Below are 24153 nucleotides of genomic sequence, written 5' to 3' on the forward strand. Positions count from 1 at the left end.
CCCGCCATCGGCAAGCATCGGCCGCCGGTCAGGCGCGCAGGCTGGCCAGCGATGCGTCCTGAAGCTGCTGGTAGATGCCGAACTCGTCGCTGACCTTGGCGCCCAATGCCTGCTCGAAGGCATCGCGGTTCGCGCGGGCGGCGTAGGCACGCTGCTCGTCACCGCCCAGATTGGACTGGAAGATGCCCGCGGCACTCACCGGCAGGAAGTCCTCGTAGATGATCGGGTCGGCACTGGCCAGGCCGCGTTCGATCAGCACCTCGGCCGGCAGGTCACGCTCGGCCGCCGGCAACGCACGGCCCACCTCGGTCAGCGCGTAGCGGTAGTAGCCCAGCCCTTCGCGGCGCAGCACGTCGTGGTCGTCCGGGAAGCCGGCGAAGGCGGCCTGCAGGCGCTGCATGTAGTCGCCGCCAGTGCTGCCGGCACCGCCGCTCTCGCGCGCCTGTGCCAGCAAGGTGTCATACAGCGCACGCCCCTTCGGGGTCAGCGCCAGGCCGCGCTGCTCGATCTCGCCGAAGCGCGCGGTGTGGGTACCGGCCTCGTTGTCGGCACCGGACGGGAAATGCACCATCTCCTCCAGCGCCTTGAAGCTGGTCTGGCGCAGCAGGATCGGGCACTCCCGGCGCGGCGGGCCTTCGATCACCGCCTTGGCAGCCAGGCCACGTTCGTGCATCGCTGCCTGCGCAGCATCGATGTCCAGCGTGCGCGGGGTGAGGTGGTTGATGTGCGGGCCACGGAAGCTGACCACGTCGGCCACCAGGCGATGCGCGCCATGCAGCGCATGGTAGGTCTGCAGCGAGACGGTGGCTTCGTTGTGCCAGCGGAAGGTCTCCAGCGCCTCGACCACGAAGCGCCAGGCGTCGTCTTCGACCAGGCCACCGTCGCGCTCGCACTGCTCGATCAACTGCAGCACGCCCGGGGTGAAGATGTTGCGGCGGGACAGGATCTGCGCGGCCTGCGTGCGCAGCGCTTCATCGTCGATCAGCTCCAGCCGCAGCAGCGAGGTGAACACGCGGAACGGGTTGCGGTTGAGCGACTCGCCGTCCACCGGGCGGAACGCGGTGGAATGCACCGGCACGCCGGCCACGGACAGGTCGTAGTAGCCCACCGGCTGCATGCCCATCACCGCGAACAAACGACGCAGCGTCGCCAGTTCCTGCGCGGTACCGACGCGGATCGCGCCATGGCGCTCCACGTCCAGCCGCTCGCGCTCGCCGCTGCGCTGCATCTGCTCGGCCATTGCCGGCTGCGCCGCCAGAACCTCGGCGTTGATCTCGCCCACCAGTTCCACCAGGGTGCCGTACAACGGCACTTCGGTGCGGTACATGTGCGACATGGCCTGCGAGAACAGGCTGCGGATGTGGTCGGAGGAAACGAAACGGTCGGCGGTCATGACTGGGCGCGCTGGCGCGAAATCGAAGGAACCGCCATTTTCGCCCGGAATGCGGTGCCGCGCCTATCCGCCCGGCAACAAAAGCCTCCGTGCCAGCGGTGTCAACGACGCCCGCCCGGCGCGATGCCCCGCCCCGCCGCCATCAGGCTCGCAGGGGGTTCCGCTCGCTCACTGCGCCTTGCGCGCGGCCGCATCCCGCTTCGCGCGATCGCCCAACTGGCGCTGCAGCAACGGATCCAGGCGGATCGGCCGGTCCCAGTGGTCGTAGCTGGCCACGATGGCATGGCGCAGGGCCCGCCATTGCAGGTTGTCCACCGCCCGGCCATCGCGCTCGAGCACGGCCTTCCAGTCTGCGTCCGGCTGGGCGGTGCGGGCACGCACCCACTCCCGGCAACCGGTCGCGCTGACCTGGCCCCAGAAGCAGGCCAGGTAGACATCGGCCGGTGCCCAGCCATGCGCCTGCATCAGTGCCTGGACATACCCCGGGCGTGCCCCGGCATAGCGCACCAGTTCATCCAGGAAGGCATCCGGATAGCGCGCCGCATAGGCATTGATGTCGGCCAGCTGCCGGTCCACCCAGGCATCGCCGGTGGCCGCCGCGTACGCAGGTGCGAGGGCCGTGGCCGGTGCCGCGGCGGGCTGCTGCGCGCCCGCCACGGGGGCTCCCGTGAGCAGGCCCAGCACCAGCAACGTCAGCACGGGCCGGCGCTGCGGATGGCGGACGCTGCCCATGCTCAGCCAGCCTGCGCCGCGATGGCGCGTACCGCCTCGACCCACTGGTGCGCGGTATCGGCCTGGTGCAGGCGCGGTGCATCGTCGGATACACCGTGCTCGGCCTCGTGCGCCCAGGTGACCGCATACGGCGTGTACACGCCCCAGCCGCCGAGCTCCAGCACCGGCTCGATGTCCGACCGCAGCGAGTTGCCCACCATCACGAAGCGCTCGGCCGGCAGGTTGAACTCGGCCAGCACGCGCGCGTAGGTCGACTGGTCCTTCTCCGAAACGATCTCGATGCGCGGGAACAGGTCGCGCAGGCCCGAACGCTCGATCTTCTGCTCCTGGTGGAACAGGTCACCCTTGGTGATCAGCACCACCGGGTACTCGGCCGCGATGGCGGCAACGGCGTCGCGCACGCCGTCGATCACGTCCACCGGGTGCTGCAGGGTGCGGCGGCCGATCTCGATCACCTGGCGCAGGTGGTGGGCGGAGATCTTCTCGTCGGTGAGCTCGATCGCCGCTTCCAGCATCGACAGGGTCATGCCCTTGGCGCCATAGCCGAAGATGGCCAGGTTGCGCCGCTCCACGGCCAGCAGGTGGCGGGCGGTATCGGCATCGTGCAGGTCGATGTAATGGCCGAGGATGGATTCGAACTCCTGCTCGGCCAGGCGGTAGTAGTCCTCGCTCTTCCAGAGCGTGTCATCGCCATCGAAGCCGACCAGGCCGATGGCGGAGGGGGAAGTGGTCTGGTTCATGCGCGACAGGATACCGCGTTACCCCGTCCGGCCATGCCGCGCACCACCCTGGAAACAGGAGCGCCCCTCTCCCCAGCCGGGAAAGGGGCGCTCCACCTGGGGGCTTACTTCTGCTGCTTGGCCGCGTATGCGCGGTACTCGTCCGGGGTCAGCTTGCCGTCCTTGTCGGCGTCGGCGTCATCGAACACCTGCGACAGGCCGGCGTTGGCCTGCGCCTCGGTCTTGCTGATGCTGCCGTCACCGTCGGTATCGACGCTGCCCCAGGTCTGGCCGCCATTGGCGGCGGCCGAGGCCTGCGCGGCGTTGGCGGATGCATCGGCCGCGGCATCCTGCGCCTGCTGCGCCGCGGCTTGGGCGGCGGCGGCCTGGTCCTGTGCATCCTGGGCCATGGCCGGCATCGCCAGAGCGGAGCCCATCAGTGCGGCCAGAGCGAACAGCGGGGCGCGATTACGAATGGTCATCAGGTTTTCCTCGTCGTTGTTGGGAAAGCGCGGCAGGTTCCGCACGGCCCCAACCCTGACGGCCTCCAGCTGAATCGTCCTTGCCCCGGAAATCCGCTGCAGACGTGGCCTTAACCACTCCCCGGCCCACTGCCGTTACCGCCGCGGTTAGCCGGTCGTGAAGTGGATGTAAGCCACCGATTCAACTGTTCCAGCAAAGGCACCTATCGGCCTGGAAACGGCGCTCAGGGTGCATCGGTGGCGTCCTGCGCCAGGTGCCGGGAACTGAATGCCCACCAACCCAGGCCCACGCCGATCAATGCACCGATCACTTCCAGCACCACACGCGTCCCCAGCTGGTCCGGATCGTGGATCGCCGCCAGCGCCAGGCGGGCATACAACGGTGACTCCAGCCGCACCATGCCCAGGTAGAACAGGTTCCAGCCATCCACGCCGCTGGAGATGGCCACCGCGGCAAGGCTGGACCAGCCCACCGCATGCCCATGCGACAGGCCATGCCGCCGGCACACCTGCCACCACAGCGCGTAGACCACGAAGCCGACGGCCAGCGCGATCAATGCCGCTTCGAAGGAGCCGAGCAGACCGTAGTGCAGGACCAGGTTCATGGGGCAACGGGGAGATGACAGGGACAGGCAGTCTACCTGCCATGCCCCGGCTCAACGCACCGGGAAGTCGTACGCCGTGTCCGGGGTGGGCTCCGGCTTGAAGGTGAAATGCCACCATTCCATCGGATAGTTGGCAAAGCCCTCGGCCTGCATCGCGTCGAGCAGCAACCGGCGGTTGCGCGCCTGCGCCGCGCTGATGTCCGGGCTGGCGGTATGCGCCAGCGGATCGAAGCGATCGAAGCCGGTGCCCATGTCCAGCGCCGTGCAGTCGCCGCCACGGCAATCCAGCAGGCCCAGGTCGACGGTGGCGCCGCGGCTGTGGCCGGAGGTCTCGGCGATGTAGCCATCGAGCAGGGTGCGTTTGTCGAGGTTGGGGTAATAGCGCGGCTTGGCGATCTGGTCGGCCGGGTCATGCACCCAGGCCACGAAGGCCTTCACCGAGCGTACCGGCCGATAGCAGTCGTACAACTGCAGCGCCATGCCCTGCGCCTGCAGGCTGCGCTGTACCCGCGCCAGCGCCGCGGCCACCGGTTGCAGCAGATAGCAGCGCGGCGCCTCGTAGCCGGGCACGACGCGGCCGGTGAAGTTGTCCTGGCCGGCGTAGCGCATGTCCAGCACGAAGCCCGGTGCCAGGGTGGCGACATCGACCATGTCCGCCTGCTGCGGCGTGGTGGCGGGCGAGACATCGACCGCCGTCGCGGCGCCGGCGGCGCCGCCCAGCAGCACCATCAACACCGTGTTACGGACACGCGCCGACACGGTGGAATTCCAGGTCCTGGTAGTCATAGCTGAAGTCGATCTCCGGGTCGATGGCGCGCATGCGCATGACAGGGTGCGCCGCATCACCGGAGAATTCCAGCCACGCATCGGCGTCCTCGCCCAAGTCTCGGAACGCGACGAACCACTGCGTGCCGCTGCGCATCACCGGGCCTTGCAGCGTCGGTGACTTGACCGAAGCGAACGCGACACCGCCCCCCGTGGCACACAGCCGCACCTCGCCGAACCACGGATCGCGCCAGACACCCAGCGCATCCGCCACTTCGGCCGGTTGCGCGGCCTTGCGATCGGCCAGCGCCGGACGCACGTGGCCGGCGGCCTGCCGTTGCCGCGCGGCCTGCTCCATCTGCCCGGCGTAATACAGCACGTCCGGCGCGTTGGACGGCGCCGTGTACTGCTTGAGCAGGGCCTGGGTCAGAGCGGTGCGCGCGTCCTCCGCCTCGCCGTTGATCAACATCACCACGCCGGTCCTGCGATCCGGCAGCAGCGCCAGCGACGAATACATGCCCGACAGCGTCCCGGTATGCGCGACCTTCCATTGCCCATCCATGTCGGACAGGCGCCAGCCATAGCCATAGGCGGAGAAATGGCTGTTGTCCCACTCGCGCTGGCGCTGGCTGATCGGCATCGGCATGTGCGCCGTCCACAACGCGCGGCGCTGAGTCTCGTCCAGCCACCCCGGCGCCTGCGCCGGATCCAGCAGCACCTGCATCCAGCGCAGCATGTCATCCAGGCTGCAGCGGATGCCGCCGGCGGCCATCGACGGGAAATCCTCCACGCGTGCCGGGTCGGCCGCGGCGGCGATGTTTTGCCCGTCGTTGCGGTAGTGCGGGCGCGCGATGTTGTCCACCGTGGCCGGCGACCATTCGCCCACCAGGCAGCGCCGCATGCCCAAGGGTTCGAAGATCTCCTGCCGCACCAGCTGCGCGTAGGGTTCGCCGCCGGCCACCGCGGCCACCTCACCGGCGACCACGTACAGCAGGTTGTCGTAGGCGTAGTCGGCGCGGAAGCTGCCGGTCGGCTTGAGATGCGCCAGCCCGGCGATGATGTCGGCACGCCCGAAGTGGTTCGGCTCCGGCCACAGCATCAGGTCGCCGGCCCCCAGCCCGAGCCCGCTGTTGTGGATCAGCAGGTCGCGCACCTGCAGGTTGCGCGTCACCCACGGGTCATGCATGCGGAACTGCGGCAGGTACCGCGTGACCGGGTCGTCCCAGCGTAGCTTGCCGGCCTGCACCAACCGCGCCAGCACCACGGCGGTCATCGCCTTGGTGTTGGAGGCGATCTTGAACAGCGTCTCCGGATCGACCGCCCGGCCCTCGCCCACGGCCAGTTCACCGCGGCTGATGCGCTGGACGACCTTGCCGTCCTCGATCACGCCCACGGCTATGCCCGGCAGGCGGTAGTGCTGCACGGCCTGGTCGACCAGCACTTCGCTGCGCGACGGCCCGGCCGCCTGCGCCACGCCCGTGACGGCCAGCGCGCAGAACCATGCAAGTTGCTTGATGCCCATCACTGCCTCCCCAAAAAGCGAACGGCCCGCCGAGGCGGGCCGTCCGTTCAACGCACCATCAGAAGTTCCAGGTCACGACCAGGTTGGTGTAACGCGGTGCCTGCCAGACGGTGCCTTCGCCGAAGTAGGCCATCTTCGAGCCGGGCGCACTCTCATACCGCGAGTGGACGTTGACCGTGGTCTGCCGGTTGAGCAGGTTGTACACCGACAGGCGAGCCTTCAGGTCGATGCCTTCCACCGGCAGCGTCCACATCACACTGGCGCCCAGGTCCACGACCCACGGCATGCGGCCGAAGGCACCGCGCTCGGAGTACGTCAACTGGCGGGTCTTCCAGTCGCTGCAGTTGTTGGTCGGCGACGACTCACACAGCCAACCCGAACCACCACCACTGAACTCACCCGGGCCACCGGCATTGCGGCTGTCATCCGGCCAGACCACACCGAACGCGGTGATCGGGCCGCCCGAACGGGCCGACAGGGTGCTGCCGAAGGACCACTGCTCGTTGAGCTTGTAGGTGCCGCGCAGCTTGAACTGGTGGCGGAAGTCATTGAACAGCACGCCATAGCGTTCATTGACGGCCGGATGGTCGTAGTACTGCACCAGGTTGGTGTCGGCGTAGCCGGTATCCGAGTTCACCGGGCCTTCGATGTTGCCCTCGCTCTTGGACCAGATGTAGCTGGCATTGAACGACCACTTGTCGTTCCACGCGCGGTCCAGCTGGAACTCCACCGCCTTGTAGGTGCGCTTGGGCTTCTTGTACCCCATGACCAGGCCGCTGCCACCGGCCTTGTAGCCGTCCTTCGACGAATCGAAGGTGACCCAGCTGTTGGTGTCCGGGCACCACAGCGTGTTCTTCTCGCCGGGGTTGATGATCGGCCAGTCACCGGAGTACCAGTCGCAGCCTTCGACATGGTTGATGCGTGCGTCTTCCACCGCGCGGGTCATCTTGCGGTAGGTGGCGTTCACGCCATACGACCATTCCTGGTTGATCGCCTGCTGGAAGCCGAGGATGAACTCGTCCTGGTAGACCTGCTTCAGGTCCTTCGCCACCGCGGTGCGGACGTCGCTCGGCGCCGGTGCGTTGCCGTCGGTGTTGACCGGGCCGATCTGCTGGCCGAGCTTGGGCACCAGGTACGGCTTGCCGGTGAGCGGATGGGTCATCTCGGTCCAGCCGTCGAGCGCATAGTAGGTGTGCTCGTCGATCGTGCCACCGCCAAAGTAGTCGGCGATCTTGTTGGTCAGCGGCGTGTAGTAGCGACCCGCGTTGCCGAACACCTTGGTGGTGCCATCGCCCTTCACGTCCCAGCTGAAGCCCAGCCGCGGCGAGATCATGTCGTTGAACTTGGTCTTGGCGAACGTCGCGCCCGAGGCCAGCTTGTTGTGGAACTGGTCGAAGCGTACGCCCAGGTTCAACAGCAGGTTCGGCGTGACGTTCCAGTTGTCCTCCAGGTAGAACGCCTGCGCCTTGGTCGTCACCGGCGAACCGGTCACATAGCGGCGCGCATCGACGATGTCGGTGACGCCTGCCGGCAGCACGGTGCCGTTGACCGAATCGCCCGGCTTGAGCACCAGCGCCTGGTAGCTCCTGCCATCGCCCGGGTAGACGACCGAACTGTCCGAATCCATGTCCTCCTGGTCCACGCCGAAGCGCAGCAGGTGGTCACCCAGGGTCCACTCGAAGTCCAGGCGTGCCGCCTCGCGCTTGTCTTCGCGGCTGCTGATGCTGCTGTTGGTCGGATGGCAGCCCTGGTTGGACTTCGGGCCATACTTGGTGGTGTAGCTGGCGGCGAGCGTGATGATGCTGCAGTCGCCGTCCAGCGGGCTGTCCGCCACCGAACTGCGCTTGTTCACGCCATACATGGCCTTGGCGACGAAGTTGTCGGTGAGGTGGCCGGTATAGGTGAGCGACCAGTTGTCGCCGCCCGAGCTGCCGCTGCTGACACCCGTGGTTTCACCGAACTGGTTGGTGTCCCACACGTAGTCTTCGTAGCTGTTGGTGACGAAGTCCGACTTGTCGGAGAACGCCAGCAGTTCCAGCATGTGGTTGTCGGTGATGCGCCAATCGAGCTTTCCGCCCCAGAAATCGTTGTTGCTCTTGGTCTTCCAGGCCTCGTTCTCGTCGACGTCCTTGGAGTCGCTGTCGCGGTTTTCGTACATCGCGAAGAAGAACAGCTTGTCCTTCACCAGCGGGCCGGACGCCCACACATTGGTCTTCGTCAGCGGGCTGGTATCACGACTGGTGCGATCACGCTCGTCGATGGTGCCATCGCGGTGGAAGTGATCCTTCTTTGACGAAGCCCACGCCGACGGCTCCATCGTGACCTCGACGCCGCCCTTGAACTCGTTGCCGCCGGACCGGGTGATGGCATTGATGACGCCGCCGGTGCTGCGTCCGAACTCAGCCGAGTAGCCGCCGGTCTTGACCTGGAACTCCTCGTAGAAGTTGAACGGAACGGTCGAGAAGCCCTGGCGACGGTACGGGTCGGTCACGTTCAGGCCGTTGATGTAGGCCACGTTCTCGGCCACCGACGAACCCCCGAAGGTCAGGCCGCCGAAGGTCGCGCCCGATGCCACCACGCCCGGCGCCAGCAGCGCGACGGCTGCCACGCTCTGGTCCACCGGCATGCGCGAGAGTTCTTCGCGCTTGATGTTGAAGGAGGACTCGGTGGAGTACACGTCCACGCGGTTGACGATCTTCGAACCAGTGACCTGCACCGAGTCCAGGGTCACCGCACCACCGTCACCGCCCCCCAGGTTGACCGCGGTGGTGCCACCCAGCGACACGCTGACGGCCAGCGGCTCCTTGTCGGTCTCACCGTCCCGCTTGACCTGCAGGCTGTAATCACCCACCGGCAGCTGGCTCAGTCGATAGGAACCATCGGCACCGACGGTGACGGTGCGGGTCAGGCCGGTGGCCTTGTTGACGATGGTGATCTGGTCACCGCTGCTCGCGCGGCCTGCGATCGCGCCGGTGGCGCTCTGCGCCATGACGCTCGGCGCCAGTGCCCCCAGACACGCGCCCAATGCGACGGTCAGCGCCGCCCGCTTCAACATTTTGCTGTTCATCCCCTGCTCTCTCCTGCAGATAGTGAAGTAACGACTCGAACTGCTGTCTATTGCCCTTCCAGCGGCAGCACCTGCGTCTGGAAGTCGTATTGCCACTGGTTGAAATAGAGGTTCCCGCCCTTCCACTCCACTTCACCACGTTGCAGGTCCACGGTCTCCGAACGGAAGTGCTGCTTGGCCGGCACCAGCGCCCGTGAGTAGTCGTCGTTGAAGGCGATGCGGTAGGCATCGATGCCGCCGAAGTAGAAGTCGCGCTCGGCCGGCACGCTGCTGTCCAGCGCGCCGGTGGTCACGTCCATCGGCACCCAGCCGTACGGGGCCAGGTACACCGCGCCCCAGTCGTGCAGGTTGTTGTAGCCCACCGCGTCATCGGAATAGACCATGCCCGATTGCCAGCGCGCCGGGATGCCGTTCAGCCGCAGCAGCGCCACCAGCAACAGCGTCTGCTGGCCGCAGTCGGCATGGCCGGCGTGCAGCGCGTAGTCGGAGATGTTGCTGATGGTGGAGTATTCGCGCGCGCCACCCCACGGGATCTGGTCCACCGCGTCGAACAGCTTCCGGGCGACGCGGTAGGGGTTGGTCTCGTTGCCCACCACCTTGCGCGAGAACGCACGCAGCGCCGGGGTGAACACCACGTGCGGCGCGCGCTGCGCCAGGAAGGGCGCCAGCGCCGGGTCGGATGGCGTCGGCAGCACCTTGTCCGGGTCGATCACGAAGCGACGCGCGGAGATGGTGACTTCATAGTTGACCGAGAACTCGGTCGGCGTGCCCGCCACCGCGGTGCGCTCCAGGTAGGCGGTGCGCTGCAGGGTGTCTTCGGGCGCGACCTGCGCACCGTCCGGCACGCTGCCCAGCCAGCGGATGTTTTCCTGCTGGCCCGGGATCGCGCGCGGGTACGGGATCCAGGCACGCACGGTCTCGCCGGCGGGCACGGCGTCGGCCTTGACCGTGATCGACTGGGTCACGCGGATGCGGCGCGGACTGACACTGTTGCGGCCGCTGCGGTCGGAGGCGGCGATGACTTCGGCGTGGTGCGGCCCCAGCCGCTCGTACGGCCCCGGTCGCGAGATGCGCTTGTCCGCCGGGCGACGCTGCGAGGCTTCCTCGCTCAGCAGGAACAGGTTGTTCGGGGCACGGTTGAACCAGCGGCGCTGGCCGTCGATGTCCAGATGCTCGATCAGGCCGGCATCGTCCCAGGCCTTGAACTCGGCCTCGCGCAGGTCGGGGATGGAGCGGCGCACCGCGGCCTTGGCCTGCGCTTCGTCCAGGCTGAAATCCAGCCGCATCCGGCGCATGCGCTCCTGCTGGAAGGCATAGGCCTGGCGCGCCTGCGCATCGGTCCCCGGCGCGGCCAGGGCAGCATCGATCTCGGCCTGCGCACCGGCGAAGTCACCGCGGTCGATCCGTGCTTCCAACGCCGGCAAGGGCAGCGTTGGGGCCTCGCCGGCCTGCGCCGTGCAGGCGATGCCCAGCCCCAGCAGGGAGACGGCTACCTTGCGGGCGAGAGCGACACGGACAAAGCAGGCAGAATCGACAGTTGAAGCCACGGCAACACATCCAGAGGTGCAGGGTGGTAACGGCTGTTTAACACGCACCCGATAGCCGGTCAATAATTTATTCTTGCTTTCATGGATGAAAGGAATAAATATTCCGAAGCATCTCCAAGGGGAGTTCCAATGAACGTGATCCCGGCACACCTTCCGCGCCGACGCCTCGCCCCGCTGTCGCGGGCCCTGCTCCTCGCTGCGGCGCTCTGCGCCGGCCCGGCGTGGGCACTGTCGCCGCCGCAGGCGCCTGCCCCGGCCTACGCGGGCATCCTTGGCCTGGAGGAGAGCTTCCTCGCACCGCAGCATTGGATCGCGCAGTTGCCCGATCCCGACGCGGTGATCCTGGACCGCGCCGGCATCGACGCGCAGAACGCGCGCATGCGCCAGCAGGACAGTTCCATCCACGACCTGCGTGCGTTGCCGGCCAACCTGCCGCGCGCCCTGGTGCTGGAGCAGATCAACGGCATTTCCCGCGCCCCCACCCGCCCACTGTACGACGTGCAGGGCAAGCCGGTGGGCGCGGCCCAGCTCAAGGCCATCACCGACAACCTCGCGCTGGAGCGCGTGCCGGCCAGCCGCCCGATCCAGTACGGCCTGGTCGTCCACCGCGCCGCGTTGCGGGCCTTCCCCACCGAACTGCGCGTGTTCAGCAGCCAGGGCGACACCGACATCGATCGCTTCCAGGAGTCGGCGCTGTTCCCCGGCGACGCCGTGGCGGTGCTGCACGAGAGCGCCGATGGCAAGTGGGTGTTCGTCAGCAGCGAGCGCTACGCCGCCTGGATGGAGAAGCGCTTCGTCGGCATCGGCGACGCCGCGCAGGTGTTCGGCTACGGCAGCACCGGCCCGTACCGGGTCATCACCGGCGCCACCGCACGCACCGTGCACACGCCGGAGGAGCCGCGCGTGTCCGACCTGCAGCTAGAAATGGGCGTGCGCGTGCCGGTGCTGTCCGACTGGCCGGCGATGACCCCGGTCAACGGCCAGCAGGGCCATGGCAGCCATGTCATCCAGTTGCCGGTCCGCAACGCCGACGGCAGCCTGGCACTGGTGCCGGCCCTGTTGCCGCGCTCCCAGGACACCGCCGCGGACTACCTGCCACTGACCCCGCGCAACCTCATCACCCAGGCCTTCAAGTTCCTCGGCGAACGCTATGGCTGGGGCCATTCCTACGATACCCGCGACTGCAGCGGCTTCGTCTCGGAGATCTACCGCAGCTTCGGCGTGCTGTTGCCGCGCAACACCAGCGCCCAGGCGATCAGCCCGGCGCTGGACCGCACCGCCTTCAGCGAGGCCGACGGCAAGGCCCGGCGTGACGCGGCCGTCGCCAACCTGCAGGTCGGCGACCTGGTCTACATCCCGGGCCACGTGATGATGGCCATCGGCCAGTCCAACGGCATGACCTGGGTGATCCACGACACCTCCGGCGGCAGCTGGTTCGACGCCAGCGGCAAGCGCGTGCACGCCAGCCTCAACGGCGTGTCGGTAACGCCCCTGGACCCGATGATGGCCAGCGACACCGCCCGCTACATCGACCGCATGACCAACATCCAGCGCATCGGCCCGCACACCACCAAATGAAGATCACCGACATCGAACTGGGCATGCTGCGCGTGCCCCTGAAGACCCCGTTCAAAACCGCGCTGCGCACGGTGGAAACCATGGAGGACGTGGTGGTGCTGGTCCGCACCGACAGCGGCCACACCGGCTATGGCGAGGCCCCGCCCACGGCGGTGATCACCGGTGACACGCACGGCTCGATCATCGAGGCCATCAACACCTTCATCAAGCCGCGCCTGATCGGCGAGGACATCAGCAACCTCAACCGCATCTGCGGCCTCATCCAGTCCTCGTTGGAGCGCAACACCAGCGCCAAGGCGGCGGTGGAAATCGCCGTGTACGACCTGTGGGCGCAGCTGCACGGCGCCCCGCTGTACCAGATGCTGGGTGGCGGCGACCCGGTGATCACCACCGACATCACCATCAGCGTGGACTACATCGACAAGATGGTGGCCGACTCGCTGTCGGCGGTCGAGCGCGGCTTCGAGTCGCTGAAGATCAAGGTGGGCAAGGACATCGGCCTGGACATCGAGCGGGTCAAGGCGATCCACGCCGCGGTCGAGGGCCGCGCCCTGCTGCGCCTGGACGCCAACCAGGGCTGGACCGCCAAGCAGGCGGTCTACGCGATGAGCGCGCTGGAGAACGCCGGCGTGGTGCTGGAACTGCTGGAACAGCCGGTCAAGGCCGCCGACATCGCCGGCATGAAGTACGTGACCGAGCGGGTGAACACCCCGGTGATGGCCGACGAAAGCGTGTTCAGCCCGCACCAGGTGTTCGACCTGATCCAGCAGGGCGCGGCGGACATCATCAACATCAAGCTGATGAAGACTGGCGGCATCTCCAACGCGATCAAGATCGCCGACATCGCCTCGCTGTACGGCGTGCCGTGCATGATCGGCTGCATGCTGGAGTCGAGCATCAGCGTGGCCGCCGCGGTGCACCTGGCGGTGGCCAAGTCCGGCGCGATCACCAAGGTCGACCTGGACGGCCCCTCGCTGAGCCAGTTCAATCCGGTCGAAGGCGGGGTGATCTTCAACGAGTCGGAGATCACCATCACCGACGCCCCCGGCCTGGGCATCCTCCAGGTGCGCGACCTGGAGATGATCAAGCCGTGATGCACGCGGCGACGGCAACCGCTGCTGCAGCCGTTGCCGCCGACGCACGAATTGCCGTTGCTGTTGCTTATGCCCCCTCCCTTGCGCAACGCGCAGGGGAGGGCCGGGGAGGGGTAGCTCTGGCTCTGCCCTTGCCGTCCCGTAAAGCGAGCCGAGCACCGCAGCCCACCGAGGGAACAAGGCACGGGGGTTGGAGCGCAGCGCCTCCCGGCGATGCTTACTTCTGGAGTCCCCTCCCCACCCCTCCCCCGCACTGCGTGCGAGGGAGGGGGCGCACCCCAAAGCAACCACCACACTGCGTGCGAACGAGGGAGCCCAGGCACGTACTCCATCCTCTCCAAAGCGACCGTCCATCCCGTAAAGTCACCCACGAACTCCCGGCACACCGCCCATGGCCCCACTGCTGAAAATCCGCGCCGAACGCGAACAGATGTCGGCCATTGAACGTCGCATCGCCGACTTCATCCTCGACAACGCCCACCTGCTGCGCGACTACTCCTCCCAGCAGCTGGCCAATGCCCTGGGCATCAGCCAATCCAGCGTCGTCAAGTTCAGCCAGAAGCTGGGCTTCAAGGGCTATCCCGACCTGAAGTACTCGGTCGGCTCGGCCGTCGCGCTGGCCGGCAACGGCGAGACCACCGACTGGCCGCCGGAAGAACAGCCCGGCGGCTACCTGCTGGCCGCCGACACGCTGCGCCGCGCCAAGTCCGCCGCCGAGGAGGAAACCATGGCGGCCAACCCGCAGGCCGACGTCGAGGCCGTCATCGCGCTGGTCGACAACGCGCCCAAGGTCTTCATCTACGGCCTCGGCGACGACGGCCTGTACGCCCGCGAATTCGCCATGCGGCTGTCACTGCTGGGCATCCTCACCGTCCAGCACGCCGACCCCATCCTGATGACCGCCAACCTCTCCGCCGCGCGCCCCGGCGACGTGCTGCTGGTGTTCTCCGAGTTCGGCAAGCTGCCGCAGCTGTGGCAGCTCTCGCGCCAGTTCCAGGAGGTCGGCGGCAAGGTCGTGTCGATCACCCGCCACACCGCCAATCCGCTGCGCGCACACGCCGATGCCGCGCTCGCCATCTGCGCGCATGACCGGCAACCGCAGATCGCGCAACTGCTGTACCGTTGCTCGCTGCAGTACCTGCTGGACTTCGTGTTCGTGCTGTTGTGCCAGTCCAACCCGGACCGGCAACGACAACTGGCATTGAACCAGGAACGCATCCAGCACCTGATCGACAACTGACAGCCGGAGCCGCCGCCATGCCATCCCTGTTTCCCTCCCTCGCCCGGCAGGTGCTGTCACCGCTGTTGTGCCTGTTCGCACTGGCGGCCCCGCTCGCCTCGGCCCATTCGCGGCCTGCGCCGGCGCACGCCGCGCGCCAGTTGATCCTGGTCACCACGCCCAGCTGGGACACCCCTTCGGGCCACCTGCAGGCCTTCGAGCGCACCGAACACGGTTGGCAGGCACATGCCAGCGGCTTCGACGTGGCCCTGGGCCGCAACGGCAGCGCCTGGGGCATCGGCCTGCATCCGCCCCAGTCCGATGGCCCGCACAAGCGCGAGGGCGACGGCCGCAGTCCCGCCGGCCTCTTCGCCATTGGCCCGGCCTTCGGCTATGCCGAACACATCCACAGCGCCCTGCCCTACCTGCCGATGCAGGCCAGCAGCTACTGTATGGATGTACCGGCCTCGCCGCTGTACAACCGCATCGTCGATGCCGCCCAGGTCGGTGCCGACGCGGTCAAGGGCTCGACAGAGGCCATGCGCCTGGACCTGCACAACGACGGCGACCGCCGTTACCGCGAAGGCTTCGTCATCGAACACAACCCCGGCAACGTGCCGGGCCAGGGCAGCTGCATCTTCGCCCACCTGTGGCGTGCCCCCGGCGAAGCCACCGCCGGCTGCACCGCGATGGAGCCGCAGCAGATGAGTGACCTGCTGGCCTGGCTCAACCCCGCCGCCCAGCCCGTGTTCGTGCTGCTGCCCCAGGCCGAGTACGAACGCCTGCGCCGTGACTGGGGACTGCCCTCCCTGGCGGAGGCCGCGCCTTGAGCACGCCTGCACGCCGCTTCACCGTCTCCGCGCCGGTCAAGGTGCTGATCGCGCTGGCCATCGCCGCCATCGTCGGCCTGTCGCTGGCCCGGTACGATCCGGCGCTGGCGCTGAAGGTGGCCGATGTCGCCCGCCCGATCGGCCGGCTGTGGCTCAACGCGCTGCAGATGACCGTGGTTCCGCTGGTCACCGCGCTGGTCATCGTCGGCGTCAACACCGCCAGCAATGCCGCCGCCTCGGGCCGTACCGCGCGCAACGCGATCATCGTGTTCCTGGTCCTGCTGGTCGGCTCGGCCGCGTTCTCGGCCCTGGTCACCCCCGCCCTGCTCGACCTGGTGCCGCGTGATGCCGAAACCATCCGGACCTTCCGCGAGGCGCTGCGCTCGCCGGCCACCGCCGCCACGCCGCCATCGGCGGCGCAGTGGATCAGCGGGCTGATCCCGAGCAACGCGCTGGCCGCGGCCGCATCGGCCTCGATGCTGCCGCTGGTGGTGTTCGCCATGTTCTTCGGCTTCGCCCTGAGCCGGCAGGAAGCCGGGCGCCGCGAGCGGCTGCTCGACCTCATCCGCACCGTCTCCGACACCATGATCAGCATCGTGCGCTGGGTGCTGTGGGCCGCGCCGGTGGGCGTGTTCGCACTGGTGCTGGTGGTCTGCGCCGAGGTCGGCATGAGCGTGCTGGGCGTGATCGGCTACTACATCGTGCTGATGTGCGTGATCTACATCCTGATCACCCTGCTGCTGTACGTGGTCGCACGCTTCGCCGCCGGCGAACCGCTGCGCCGCTTCGCCGCCGCGCTGGTGCCGGTGCAGGTGATCGCCGGCAGCACGCAGTCCTCGCTGGCCTCGTTGCCGGCGATGATCGACAGCGCGCGCAACCGGCTGGGCTACCCGCCGGCGCTGACCGCGCTGGTGCTGCCGATGGCGGTGTCGCTGTTCCGCATCACCAGCCCGGCGCAGTACATCGCCGTGGCCAGTTTCATTGCCTGGCTGTATGGCTTCGAGATCCACGCCTCGCAGTACGCGGTGGCGGTGCTGCTGGCGGCCGTCATCAGCATGGGCTCGACCGGCCTGCCCGGCCAGGCCAACTTCATGACCAACAACCTGCCGATCACCCAGAGCATGGGGCTGCCGGTGGAACCGCTGGGCGTGCTGCTGGCGGTGGACACCATCCCCGACGTGTTCTGCACCATCGGCAATGCCACCGGCGGGGTCACCGCCACCGGCATCGTGGCCCGCCATACCGCGCCCCACCCGGAACCGGGACCGGAACCCACCGAACCGGGCTGAGCCTGGCCGGAGGGGGTGAAATGACGAAGGGCGGGTGCATGGCACCCGCCCTTCGTCGTTGCGCTGTACCGCGCGGGCTCAGTCCTGCGGCGGCAGCGGCGGTGCGCCGTACAGCGCGTCGGCCGCCATCGTGTCGCGGGTGTTCTTCTGCACGGCCACCGCGCCAAACAGCGACAGCGCGTAGGACATGCCGTAGAACCCTTTCTCGCTCAGCAACAGGGTCGCGTTCCACAGCCCGACCACCAGCAGCAACAAGGCCGACAACAGGGCGAACCAGCACAGGCTGTAATACAGCGCACTCACCGGGATCCCCTCCACGCGGTCGCGCACGCTCTTCTGCAGGGACACCGCGGCGAACAGGCCGAACAGCAGCAACGACAGGTAGTAACCCTTCTCGTTGAGCAGCATCTCCGCGTTGAACAGGCCCACCAGATAAGCGACCGCGCCGAGCATCAACGCCGTCCACGATGCGGCGATGAAGGCTGCCGAGGGTCGTTGCACCTGAGGTTTCATCAGCCAAACTCCTTGTAGGGACACACCGCCCGGTCTTGGACGTGAGCCGCTACGTTATGCGATCCATCGCCACCTTCCCAGAGGCCCGGGCCCGGAAGATCCCGACGGGCATGGTGTAATGGCGCGGTTGGACAGACGTTTCCCCTCATTGGAGAACCCCATGCCCCGTCCCCTCCTGCTCAGCCTCGCACTGGCGATCACCCCGGCGCTGTTCAGCACCGCCTGCGCCGCCGACCCCGCCGATCCGGCCGCCGAAGCGGCCATCAAGCCCGCGCAATGGCCCTTCGCCGCCACCGAGGTCGCCCGCTTCAACGAGCCGTGGGCGATGACCTTCCTGCCCGATGGCAGCCTGCTGGTCACCGAAAAGGCCGGCAAGCTGCTGCACGTCGACCCGGTCAGTGGCAAGCGGAACGAGATCAGCGGCGTACCGACCGTGGCCTATGGCGGCCAGGGTGGCTTCGGTGACGTGCTGGCCCATCCGCAGTTCGCCAGCAATGGCTGGGTCTACTACAGCTATGCCGAGGACGGCCAGGACGACACCCGGGGTGCCGCGGTGGCGCGCGCCCGGCTGGTGCTGGCCGCCGACGGCAGCGGCCAGCTCAGCGACGCCCAGGTGATCTGGCGGCAGACCCCCAAGGTCAGCGGCCGCGGCCATTACGGCCACCGCCTGGCGTTCGGCCCGGACGGCAAGCTGTGGATAAGCTCCAGCGAGCGGCAGAAGTTCGACCCCGCCCAGGACATGAAAACCAACCTGGGCAAGATCATCCGCCTCAACGACGATGGCAGCGTTCCGGCCGACAACCCGTTCGTGGCGCAGGGTGCGCCGGCCGACCAGGTGTGGTCGCTGGGCCATCGCAGCGTGCTGGGCATCGCCTTCGACGGCAACGGCAAGCTGTGGGAGCACGAGATGGGCCCCAAGGGCGGCGACGAGCTGAACCTGATCCAGCGCGGCGGCAACTACGGCTACCCCATCGTCTCCAACGGCGACCACTACGACGGCCGGCCGATCCCCGACCACGACACCCGCCCGGACTTCATCGCGCCGGTGGTGACCTGGCGCCAGGTGATCTCGCCCGCCGGCTTCGTCATCTACAACGGCGCGCTGTTCCCGCAGTGGAAGGGCAGCGGCTTCATCGGCGGGCTGTCCTCGCAATCACTGGTGCGCGTGGCCTTCGACGGCGACACGGCCCGCGAAGCGGAACGCTTCGACATGGGCAAGCGCATCCGCGAAGTGGAGCAGGGCCCGGACGGTGCACTGTGGTTGCTGGAAGACGGCACCAACGCCCGCCTGCTCAAGCTGACCCCGAAGGCCGGCTGATCGCGGCCGTTGCATCCGGCGACAAGGACCTGTTGCGATGTTGCTGCGTTACCTGCCCGCCATCGTGATCGGCGCGGTGGTGGCGGTCCTCACCGCCACCGCCTCGGTGCTGATCCTGCTCGATCACCCCGCCGCGCTGCTGGTCGTCCTCTACGCGCCGCTGCTCGGCATCGTGTTGTTGCCAGCGCTGCTGCTGGCATGGCTCTACGCGCTGGTCCGCGACCGCGGCAGGACACCCTGGGTGGCGCATCTGGCGATGCTGGGCCCGGCCGTGCTGGCGGCGCTGATCGTGCCCGCGGGACAGAGCCTGCGCAGGCAACATGACGGCCTGTTCGGAGCCCCTCCGGTTTCCGAAGTCCACGTGAACCTGACCGGCCAGACACTGTGGCTGGACGACAGCGTCAGCACCGGCTTCACCAGCACGCCGGGCATCGGCCATGTCATGCCGGTCCCGGCCCTGCCGGTCGGGCAGACCACGCAGGTCACCCGCTGGCCGCCGGCACGGCGCGCCGACGGCCGTGCGTTCCCCTATGCGGGACATGCGCTGAAGCCGAGCCGCCTGCAGATCGGCCGGGCCCTGGGCGATGGGCGGCCCTCGCCCGATGTCGTGCCGCTGCGGCGGCCATCGGCCGCCTTGCCATACGACCTGCCGGCGCGTGACCTCCGCCACGTCTACTACCACTACCCGGACCATGTGGACGTGGTCCTCACGCCGATGCGATCACCGCTACTGGTACGCACCCCCGCCCGCCGTGCGCCCGCGGGTTTGACCCTGGTTTCGGTGGCCGATTCGGGCACGGTGCCAATCGTTCGGCTGGAGCTCAACGGGCAGAACGTCGACCTGCTCCACACGGAACTCGCGCAGGCCACCTGCCCCAACCGGCGCGAGCCACAGGCGCCGGTCGTGCTCGGCACCGACACCCCGCTCACGGTCCGCTGGCAGCGCGCCTACGCCCCGCAGCATTGGCACGAAGCACAGCTGGCGTACCCCGCGTTGCCACTGCCCAGCGGCCTGGCGAAGCAGGCCTATACCGCGCAGCTGATGCTGTATTTCAGCGACACCCTGCCACCGGCCGTGCAACGCTTCCAGGAAGTGCCCACCGGCGACGTCCGGCTGAGCCTGGCCACCAGCCCCGCACCGGCGGCACATGCAGCGGTCTCGGCCTGCGCGGACGTGGCCAGCGGCTACGACCTGCAGGTGGTGAAACCACTGTGACCCGCGCTCAGCGCAGGCGCAGGCGCAGCCCGATTGCCTGCACCAGCCCATAGCAGAGCAGCGCGGCGACCAGGCTCATCGTCAGCGGGCTGGCATTGCTGCCGCCCTGCATCGCCCCGGCGCTGAACGCGCCGCTGTACCAGCGCCACGCCAACCGCCCGACCAGCACCAGCGACAGCACGCCACCGATCCACGGATTGGGGATGTACCCGGCATGGCCGTCGCGTGCGCTGAACCGGGTGTGCTTCAGCGCGAACAGCCCCAGCGCCACGCCGGCCACCGCGCCGCCGAGCATTCCCCAGGCCACGTGCGGCAGGAACAGCGCCGCCCAGCCGAGCAGCAGCACCAGCACCGACAGCAGCACGATGCGCGCGACGTTGCGGTGCGGACGCCACGGCTGCCAACCGAAGTGCCGGCGGATGCGCCGGTAGTACAACAGGCCGAAACCGGCGGTCATCAACCAGGGCATGTAGACGGGCAGCGCGGCCATTTGTGTCTCTCCGGGGAATGGCGCGAGCATCGCATGCCGGCCCGCCGCCGGCAGGTGTCATCTGTCACCCACGTCGCAGGAGCGCCCTTGGGTGCTCCTGCCGGACGATCACGGTGCCAGCAGCTCGAAGCTGGCCGCCTCGCCGCTGGCCGACGACGCACACACCCACACATCGAACAGGCCCGGCTCGGCACTGAATTCGCCGTCCACGCCGGTGAAGGCCAACTGCTCGCGGACCAGGCGGAACGTCACCTGCTGCGACTGCCCCGGCGCCAACGCGATCTTGCGGAAGTCCTTCAGCTCACGCATCGGCCGCACCCGGCTGGCGACGCGGTCGTGCACGTACAGCTGCACCACTTCCTCGCCGGCAACCTCGCCGGTATTGGTCACCGTCGCGCTGACCTCCAGCGTGCCGTCCCAATCCATCTGCGCGGTGCTCAGCCGCACCGCGTCATAAGCGAACGTGGTGTAGCCGATGCCATGGCCGAACGCGTACAGCGGCGCATTCGGAATCTCGCGCCAGCGGGCCTTGAACTCGGACATCGTCGGCAGCTCCGGGCGCCCGGTGCGCGGGTGGTTGTAGAAGTACGGCTGCTGCCCGGAAGCGAGCGGGAAGCTCACCGGCAACCGCGCCGACGGGCTGTAGTCGCCGAACAACACGTCGGCCACCGCATGGCCGGTCTGCGTGCCAAGGAACCAGGTCACCGCGATGGCCTGCGCATCACGCACCGCACCGTGCAGCGCTAGCGCGCGCCCGTTGCGCAACAGCACCACCAACGGCGTGCCGGTGGCGGCGACCGCGTCGGCCAGCGCCTGCTGCGCGGGCGGCAAGGTGATCTCCACGCGCGACTGCGCCTCGCCGGTGTAACGCTGCGGCTCGCCCAGCGCCAGCACCACCACCTCGGCGCGTCGTGCAGCGGCCACCGCTGCGGCGATGCCGCCGTCCAGCGGCGCCTCCAACGCACAACCGGGCACGATCTCCACGCTTGCCGCGTCTCCCAGCGCCGCACGCACGCCGTCCTCCAGCGTCACGTAGCGCGACTTGTCGCCGAACAACGTCCAGCAACCTTCGATGTTGTCGCGGTCCTGCACGAACGGGCCGATCAGCGCGATCTTCTGCCCCTGCTTCTTCAGCGGCAGCACCGCGTTCTCGTTCTTCAGCAGCACGATCGAGCGGCGCGCGGCATCGCGCGACAGCGCATCGTGCGCAGCGATATGCGATTGATCGGCCTCGCGCACGGCATCCAGCGAACGGTACGGGTCATCGAACAGGCCGATGGCCTCCTTCAACCGCAGGATGCGGCGCACCGATTCATCCAGCACCGACATCGGCACCTCGCCCGCCTCGACCAGCCCGGCCAGGTGGCGGTCGTAGAAGCCGCTCTGCATGCTCAGGTCCAACCCGGCCAGGAAGGCCTTGCGGGTGGCGTCCACCTCGTCGGCGGCGTAACCGTGCGCGATCAATTCCATGTCGGCGGTGTAGTCCGACACCACCACGCCATCGAACTTCCATTCGTGGCGCAGCAACTCGGTCAGCAGCGCACGGTTGGCGCTGGCCGGCACGCCGTTGATGTCGTTGAAGGCGCTCATCAGCGACAACGCGCCGGCTTCCAGCGCGGCCTTGAACGGCGGCAGATGGATGTCGCGCAGGCTCTGCGGCGAGATGTCCACCTGGGCGTACTCCATGCCCGCGGCGACCGCGCCGTAGGCAGCGAAATGCTTGGGCGTGGCCAGCAAGGCATCGGCAGCGGTCAGGTCCTGGCCCTGGAAGCCACGCACGCGGGCGGCGGCGAACGCACAACCCAGCACCACGTCCTCGCCTGCGCCCTCGGCACCGCGGCCCCAACGCTGGTCCCGGGCGATGTCCACCGCCGGCGCGTAGGTCCAGTGGATGCCGGCCGCGGTGGCCTCCACCGCGGTGGCGCGGGCGGTGCGCTGGGCCAGGTCCGGCTCGAAGCTGGCGGCCTCGCCCAACGGGATCGGGAACACCGTGCGCATGCCATGGATCACGTCGGCTGCCAGGATCACCGGAATGCCGAGCCGGCTCTCCTCCACCGCCACCTTCTGGATCTGGCGGCCCTGTTCGGCGCCGACGCCGTTGAACAGCGACCCCACCCGCCCCGCACGGACCTGCTCCAGCACCTGCTCGGCATTGCGGACGTTGGCCTCGGGATTGATGTCCGGAACGAAGGGCCGGACCATGTCGGCGAATACGCTCAACTGGCCGACCTTCTCTTCCAGGGTCATGCGGGCGATCAGGGACTCGATGCGGTCGTGGGCCACCGGCAATCCTTCTTCATGTAAACGTTTGCAGTGTGCGGATTCTAGCGCCACCGCCGTGAATCACAGCGCGCGCGATCACAGCCCCGCACGGTGGGCGCCGGGCCGGTAGCGTCCGGCGCAGTACGGCCCCACCCGACCGGCGTCCCGTCCCAGGGGGAGCGCCGGGCCACGCGCGGCAGGCGCCTTCCCGGCAATCCCCGCCGGCGTCCTACACGCCTGCGTCCTGGCGCTCGCGCACCGCCATCAGCATCGCGTCGCTGGACTCCTGGAACACCCGCAGCCCGAACTCCGGCAGGATCGCCAGCAGGTGGTCGAATACGTCGGACTGGGTGCGCTCGTACTGCGCCCACGCCGTCGGCGCGAAGCAGTAGATCTCCAGCGGCAGGCCCTGCGGGGTGGGCGCCATCTGCCGCACCAGCAGGGTCATGTTCTGCTTGATGTCCGGATGGCTGCGCAGGTAACGCTCCACGTAGACGCGGAAGGTTCCCAGGTTGGTCATGCGGCGCGCGTTGACCGGCTCGGGGTGGGCCTGCGCCACCTGCGCGTTCCACTGGCCCAGCTCTTCCTGCTTGGCCGCGAAGTAGTCGTCCAGCAGGCCGAACTGGCCCAGCCGCTCCAGCGCGGTGGCATCGAGGAAGCGCACGCTGTGCTGGTCCAGGTAGATCGAGCGCTTGATCCGCCGCCCGCCCGACTCCTGCATGCCGCGCCAGTTGCGGAACGACTCGGTCACCAGCTTCTTGGTCGGGATGGTGGTGATGGTGTTGTCGAAGTTGCGCACCGTCACCGTGTGCAGGGCGATGTCGGTGACGTCGCCATCGGCGTTCTGGCTGGGCATCTCGATCCAGTCGCCGATGCGCACGCGGCCATCGCCGCTGATCTGCACGCTGGCCACCAGCGACAGGATGGTGTCCTGGAAGATCAGCATCAGCACCGCGGTCGCCGCGCCCAGGCCGGTGACCACGTGCAGCAGCTTGACACCGGCCAGGGTCGCCACGATCGACAGGCCGGCGAGCACGAACACCACGATCTTGGCCACCTGCAGGTAGCCCTTGATCGGCTTGTTGCGCGCGTCCGGGCGACGCTCGTAGAAATCATTGAACACGTCCAGCGCATGCGCCACGGCCAGGGCGATGGTCAGCACGGTCCAGGCATGGCACAGCGCCTTCAGCCCGGCCACCAGCTCCGGCGGCAGTTCCGGCACGATCGACAGGCCGGCGGCGATCACCACCGACGGCACGATGTTGGCCAGCCGTGCGATCACGCGCAGCGGCTGCTTGGCGTTCTTCTCCGGGCCGGAGAAACGCTCGATCACCTTGCGCAGGCCGCTGAGCAGGATGCGCTTGGTGACGAAGTTGGCCAGCCAGGCCACCAGCAGCAGCGCCACCACCACCACCGCCGGGTACGCCAGCGGATAAGGCGCCAGCGTGCTTTCCAGTTGGTCCAGCCAACGGATTCCCATTACCGCCATCGGTTCTTGCTCCTCTTTGTTGC

Annotated in this window: 20 protein-coding genes; 7 read left to right on the forward strand and 13 right to left on the reverse strand. The window is 68.2% G+C overall.

Going from position 1 to position 24153, the window contains the following annotated elements:
- Positions 1–28: 28 nt before the first annotated feature.
- From IB227_RS13970 to IB227_RS14010, 9 genes are all read right to left on the reverse strand, one after another.
- Entirely contained in the window at positions 29–1393 is a 1365-nt protein-coding gene (locus IB227_RS13970) for a VOC family protein (protein ID WP_192287873.1), read from the reverse strand.
- 168 nt (positions 1394–1561) lie between these two features.
- On the reverse strand, positions 1562–2125 hold the full coding sequence (locus tag IB227_RS13975; RefSeq protein WP_225591827.1) for a hypothetical protein: 564 nt from the start codon (positions 2123–2125) through the stop codon (positions 1562–1564).
- Between the two features lie 2 nt (positions 2126–2127).
- Positions 2128–2865, reverse strand: coding sequence for an HAD family hydrolase (locus IB227_RS13980; protein WP_192287874.1), 738 nt, complete (start codon positions 2863–2865; stop codon positions 2128–2130).
- Positions 2866–2969: 104 nt separating this feature from the next.
- A complete protein-coding gene (locus IB227_RS13985) occupies positions 2970–3326 on the reverse strand; it encodes an EF-hand domain-containing protein (protein ID WP_132865927.1) in 357 nt (118 codons plus the stop codon).
- Positions 3327–3550: 224 nt separating this feature from the next.
- Positions 3551–3931 (reverse strand): hypothetical protein, encoded by a 381-nt coding sequence (locus IB227_RS13990; RefSeq protein ID WP_132865928.1) that lies wholly within the window; start codon positions 3929–3931, stop codon positions 3551–3553.
- A 51-nt stretch (positions 3932–3982) separates the two neighbouring features.
- Entirely contained in the window at positions 3983–4660 is a 678-nt protein-coding gene (locus tag IB227_RS13995) for a M15 family metallopeptidase (protein ID WP_192287950.1), read from the reverse strand.
- A 10-nt stretch (positions 4661–4670) separates the two neighbouring features.
- Entirely contained in the window at positions 4671–6218 is a 1548-nt protein-coding gene (locus IB227_RS14000) for a serine hydrolase (protein ID WP_192287875.1), read from the reverse strand.
- 58 nt (positions 6219–6276) lie between these two features.
- Positions 6277–9285: a TonB-dependent receptor gene (locus IB227_RS14005; RefSeq protein ID WP_192287876.1), complete on the reverse strand. Its 3009-nt coding sequence runs from the start codon at positions 9283–9285 to the stop codon at positions 6277–6279.
- 47 nt (positions 9286–9332) lie between these two features.
- Positions 9333–10652 carry a transglutaminase domain-containing protein gene (locus IB227_RS14010; RefSeq protein WP_243694111.1) on the reverse strand — a complete coding sequence of 440 codons (1320 nt, stop codon included), beginning with the start codon at positions 10650–10652 and terminating at the stop codon, positions 9333–9335.
- Positions 10653–10961: 309 nt separating this feature from the next.
- Here IB227_RS14010 and IB227_RS14015 point away from each other — a divergent pair, with 309 nt between their 5' ends.
- The 5 genes from IB227_RS14015 (at position 10962) to IB227_RS14035 (ending at position 16842) form a co-directional block, all read left to right on the forward strand.
- Complete coding sequence (locus IB227_RS14015; protein WP_192287877.1) at positions 10962–12410, forward strand: SH3 domain-containing protein; 1449 nt, start codon at positions 10962–10964, stop codon at positions 12408–12410.
- Positions 12407–13504, forward strand: a complete 1098-nt coding sequence (locus tag IB227_RS14020) for a dipeptide epimerase (protein WP_192287878.1) — start codon at positions 12407–12409, stop codon at positions 13502–13504. The genes IB227_RS14015 and IB227_RS14020 overlap by 4 nt, the downstream gene beginning before the upstream one ends.
- Before the next feature lie 391 nt (positions 13505–13895).
- The gene (locus tag IB227_RS14025) at positions 13896–14744 is read left to right on the forward strand and encodes a MurR/RpiR family transcriptional regulator (RefSeq protein ID WP_192287879.1); all 849 of its coding nucleotides are present in this window, start codon (positions 13896–13898) and stop codon (positions 14742–14744) included.
- A gap of 17 nt (positions 14745–14761) precedes the next feature.
- Entirely contained in the window at positions 14762–15553 is a 792-nt protein-coding gene (locus IB227_RS14030) for a hypothetical protein (RefSeq protein WP_192287880.1), read from the forward strand.
- Positions 15550–16842 carry a cation:dicarboxylase symporter family transporter gene (locus IB227_RS14035; protein WP_192287881.1) on the forward strand — a complete coding sequence of 431 codons (1293 nt, stop codon included), beginning with the start codon at positions 15550–15552 and terminating at the stop codon, positions 16840–16842. Before IB227_RS14030 ends, IB227_RS14035 begins: the two co-directional genes overlap by 4 nt.
- A 78-nt stretch (positions 16843–16920) precedes the next feature.
- Here IB227_RS14035 and yiaA read toward each other — a convergent pair whose 3' ends face one another.
- Positions 16921–17355: an inner membrane protein YiaA gene (yiaA, locus tag IB227_RS14040; RefSeq protein WP_192287882.1), complete on the reverse strand. Its 435-nt coding sequence runs from the start codon at positions 17353–17355 to the stop codon at positions 16921–16923.
- Between the two features lie 160 nt (positions 17356–17515).
- Here yiaA and IB227_RS14045 point away from each other — a divergent pair, with 160 nt between their 5' ends.
- Entirely contained in the window at positions 17516–18673 is a 1158-nt protein-coding gene (locus tag IB227_RS14045) for a PQQ-dependent sugar dehydrogenase (RefSeq protein ID WP_192287883.1), read from the forward strand.
- Positions 18674–18710: 37 nt separating this feature from the next.
- Complete coding sequence (locus IB227_RS14050) at positions 18711–19889, forward strand: hypothetical protein (RefSeq protein WP_192287884.1); 1179 nt, start codon at positions 18711–18713, stop codon at positions 19887–19889.
- 7 nt (positions 19890–19896) lie between these two features.
- On the opposite strand, the gene IB227_RS14055 is transcribed toward IB227_RS14050, so the two are convergent.
- The 3 genes from IB227_RS14055 to IB227_RS14065 all read right to left on the reverse strand — a co-directional run bounded on the left by IB227_RS14055 (position 19897) and on the right by IB227_RS14065 (position 24130).
- Positions 19897–20379, reverse strand: coding sequence for a hypothetical protein (locus IB227_RS14055; RefSeq protein ID WP_132865938.1), 483 nt, complete (start codon positions 20377–20379; stop codon positions 19897–19899).
- A gap of 108 nt (positions 20380–20487) precedes the next feature.
- On the reverse strand, positions 20488–22662 hold the full coding sequence (locus IB227_RS14060) for a glycoside hydrolase family 3 N-terminal domain-containing protein (protein WP_192287885.1): 2175 nt from the start codon (positions 22660–22662) through the stop codon (positions 20488–20490).
- Between the two features lie 208 nt (positions 22663–22870).
- Positions 22871–24130: a mechanosensitive ion channel family protein gene (locus IB227_RS14065; protein WP_192287886.1), complete on the reverse strand. Its 1260-nt coding sequence runs from the start codon at positions 24128–24130 to the stop codon at positions 22871–22873.
- Positions 24131–24153: the final 23 nt, after the last annotated feature.

This window comes from Stenotrophomonas sp. STM01, assembly GCF_014852135.1.
In the GTDB taxonomy this organism is placed as follows: Bacteria; Pseudomonadota; Gammaproteobacteria; order Xanthomonadales; family Xanthomonadaceae; genus Stenotrophomonas; species Stenotrophomonas capsici.

Bases quoted from the DNA above. Each gene is read 5' to 3' on its own strand.
- IB227_RS13970 (WP_192287873.1), bottom strand. From the start codon at position 1,393: ATGACCGCCGACCGTTTCGTTTCCTCCGACCACATCCGCAGCCTGTTC.
- IB227_RS13975 (WP_225591827.1), bottom strand. From the start codon at position 2,125: ATGGGCAGCGTCCGCCATCCGCAGCGCCGGCCCGTGCTGACGTTGCTG.
- IB227_RS13980 (WP_192287874.1), bottom strand. From the start codon at position 2,865: ATGAACCAGACCACTTCCCCCTCCGCCATCGGCCTGGTCGGCTTCGAT.
- IB227_RS13985 (WP_132865927.1), bottom strand. From the start codon at position 3,326: ATGACCATTCGTAATCGCGCCCCGCTGTTCGCTCTGGCCGCACTGATG.
- IB227_RS13990 (WP_132865928.1), bottom strand. From the start codon at position 3,931: ATGAACCTGGTCCTGCACTACGGTCTGCTCGGCTCCTTCGAAGCGGCA.
- IB227_RS13995 (WP_192287950.1), bottom strand. From the start codon at position 4,660: ATGGTGCTGCTGGGCGGCGCCGCCGGCGCCGCGACGGCGGTCGATGTC.
- IB227_RS14000 (WP_192287875.1), bottom strand. From the start codon at position 6,218: ATGGGCATCAAGCAACTTGCATGGTTCTGCGCGCTGGCCGTCACGGGC.
- IB227_RS14005 (WP_192287876.1), bottom strand. From the start codon at position 9,285: ATGAACAGCAAAATGTTGAAGCGGGCGGCGCTGACCGTCGCATTGGGC.
- IB227_RS14015 (WP_192287877.1), top strand. From the start codon at position 10,962: ATGAACGTGATCCCGGCACACCTTCCGCGCCGACGCCTCGCCCCGCTG.
- IB227_RS14020 (WP_192287878.1), top strand. From the start codon at position 12,407: ATGAAGATCACCGACATCGAACTGGGCATGCTGCGCGTGCCCCTGAAG.
- IB227_RS14025 (WP_192287879.1), top strand. From the start codon at position 13,896: ATGGCCCCACTGCTGAAAATCCGCGCCGAACGCGAACAGATGTCGGCC.
- IB227_RS14030 (WP_192287880.1), top strand. From the start codon at position 14,762: ATGCCATCCCTGTTTCCCTCCCTCGCCCGGCAGGTGCTGTCACCGCTG.
- yiaA (WP_192287882.1), bottom strand. From the start codon at position 17,355: ATGAAACCTCAGGTGCAACGACCCTCGGCAGCCTTCATCGCCGCATCG.
- IB227_RS14045 (WP_192287883.1), top strand. From the start codon at position 17,516: ATGCCCCGTCCCCTCCTGCTCAGCCTCGCACTGGCGATCACCCCGGCG.
- IB227_RS14050 (WP_192287884.1), top strand. From the start codon at position 18,711: ATGTTGCTGCGTTACCTGCCCGCCATCGTGATCGGCGCGGTGGTGGCG.
- IB227_RS14055 (WP_132865938.1), bottom strand. From the start codon at position 20,379: ATGGCCGCGCTGCCCGTCTACATGCCCTGGTTGATGACCGCCGGTTTC.
- IB227_RS14065 (WP_192287886.1), bottom strand. From the start codon at position 24,130: ATGGCGGTAATGGGAATCCGTTGGCTGGACCAACTGGAAAGCACGCTG.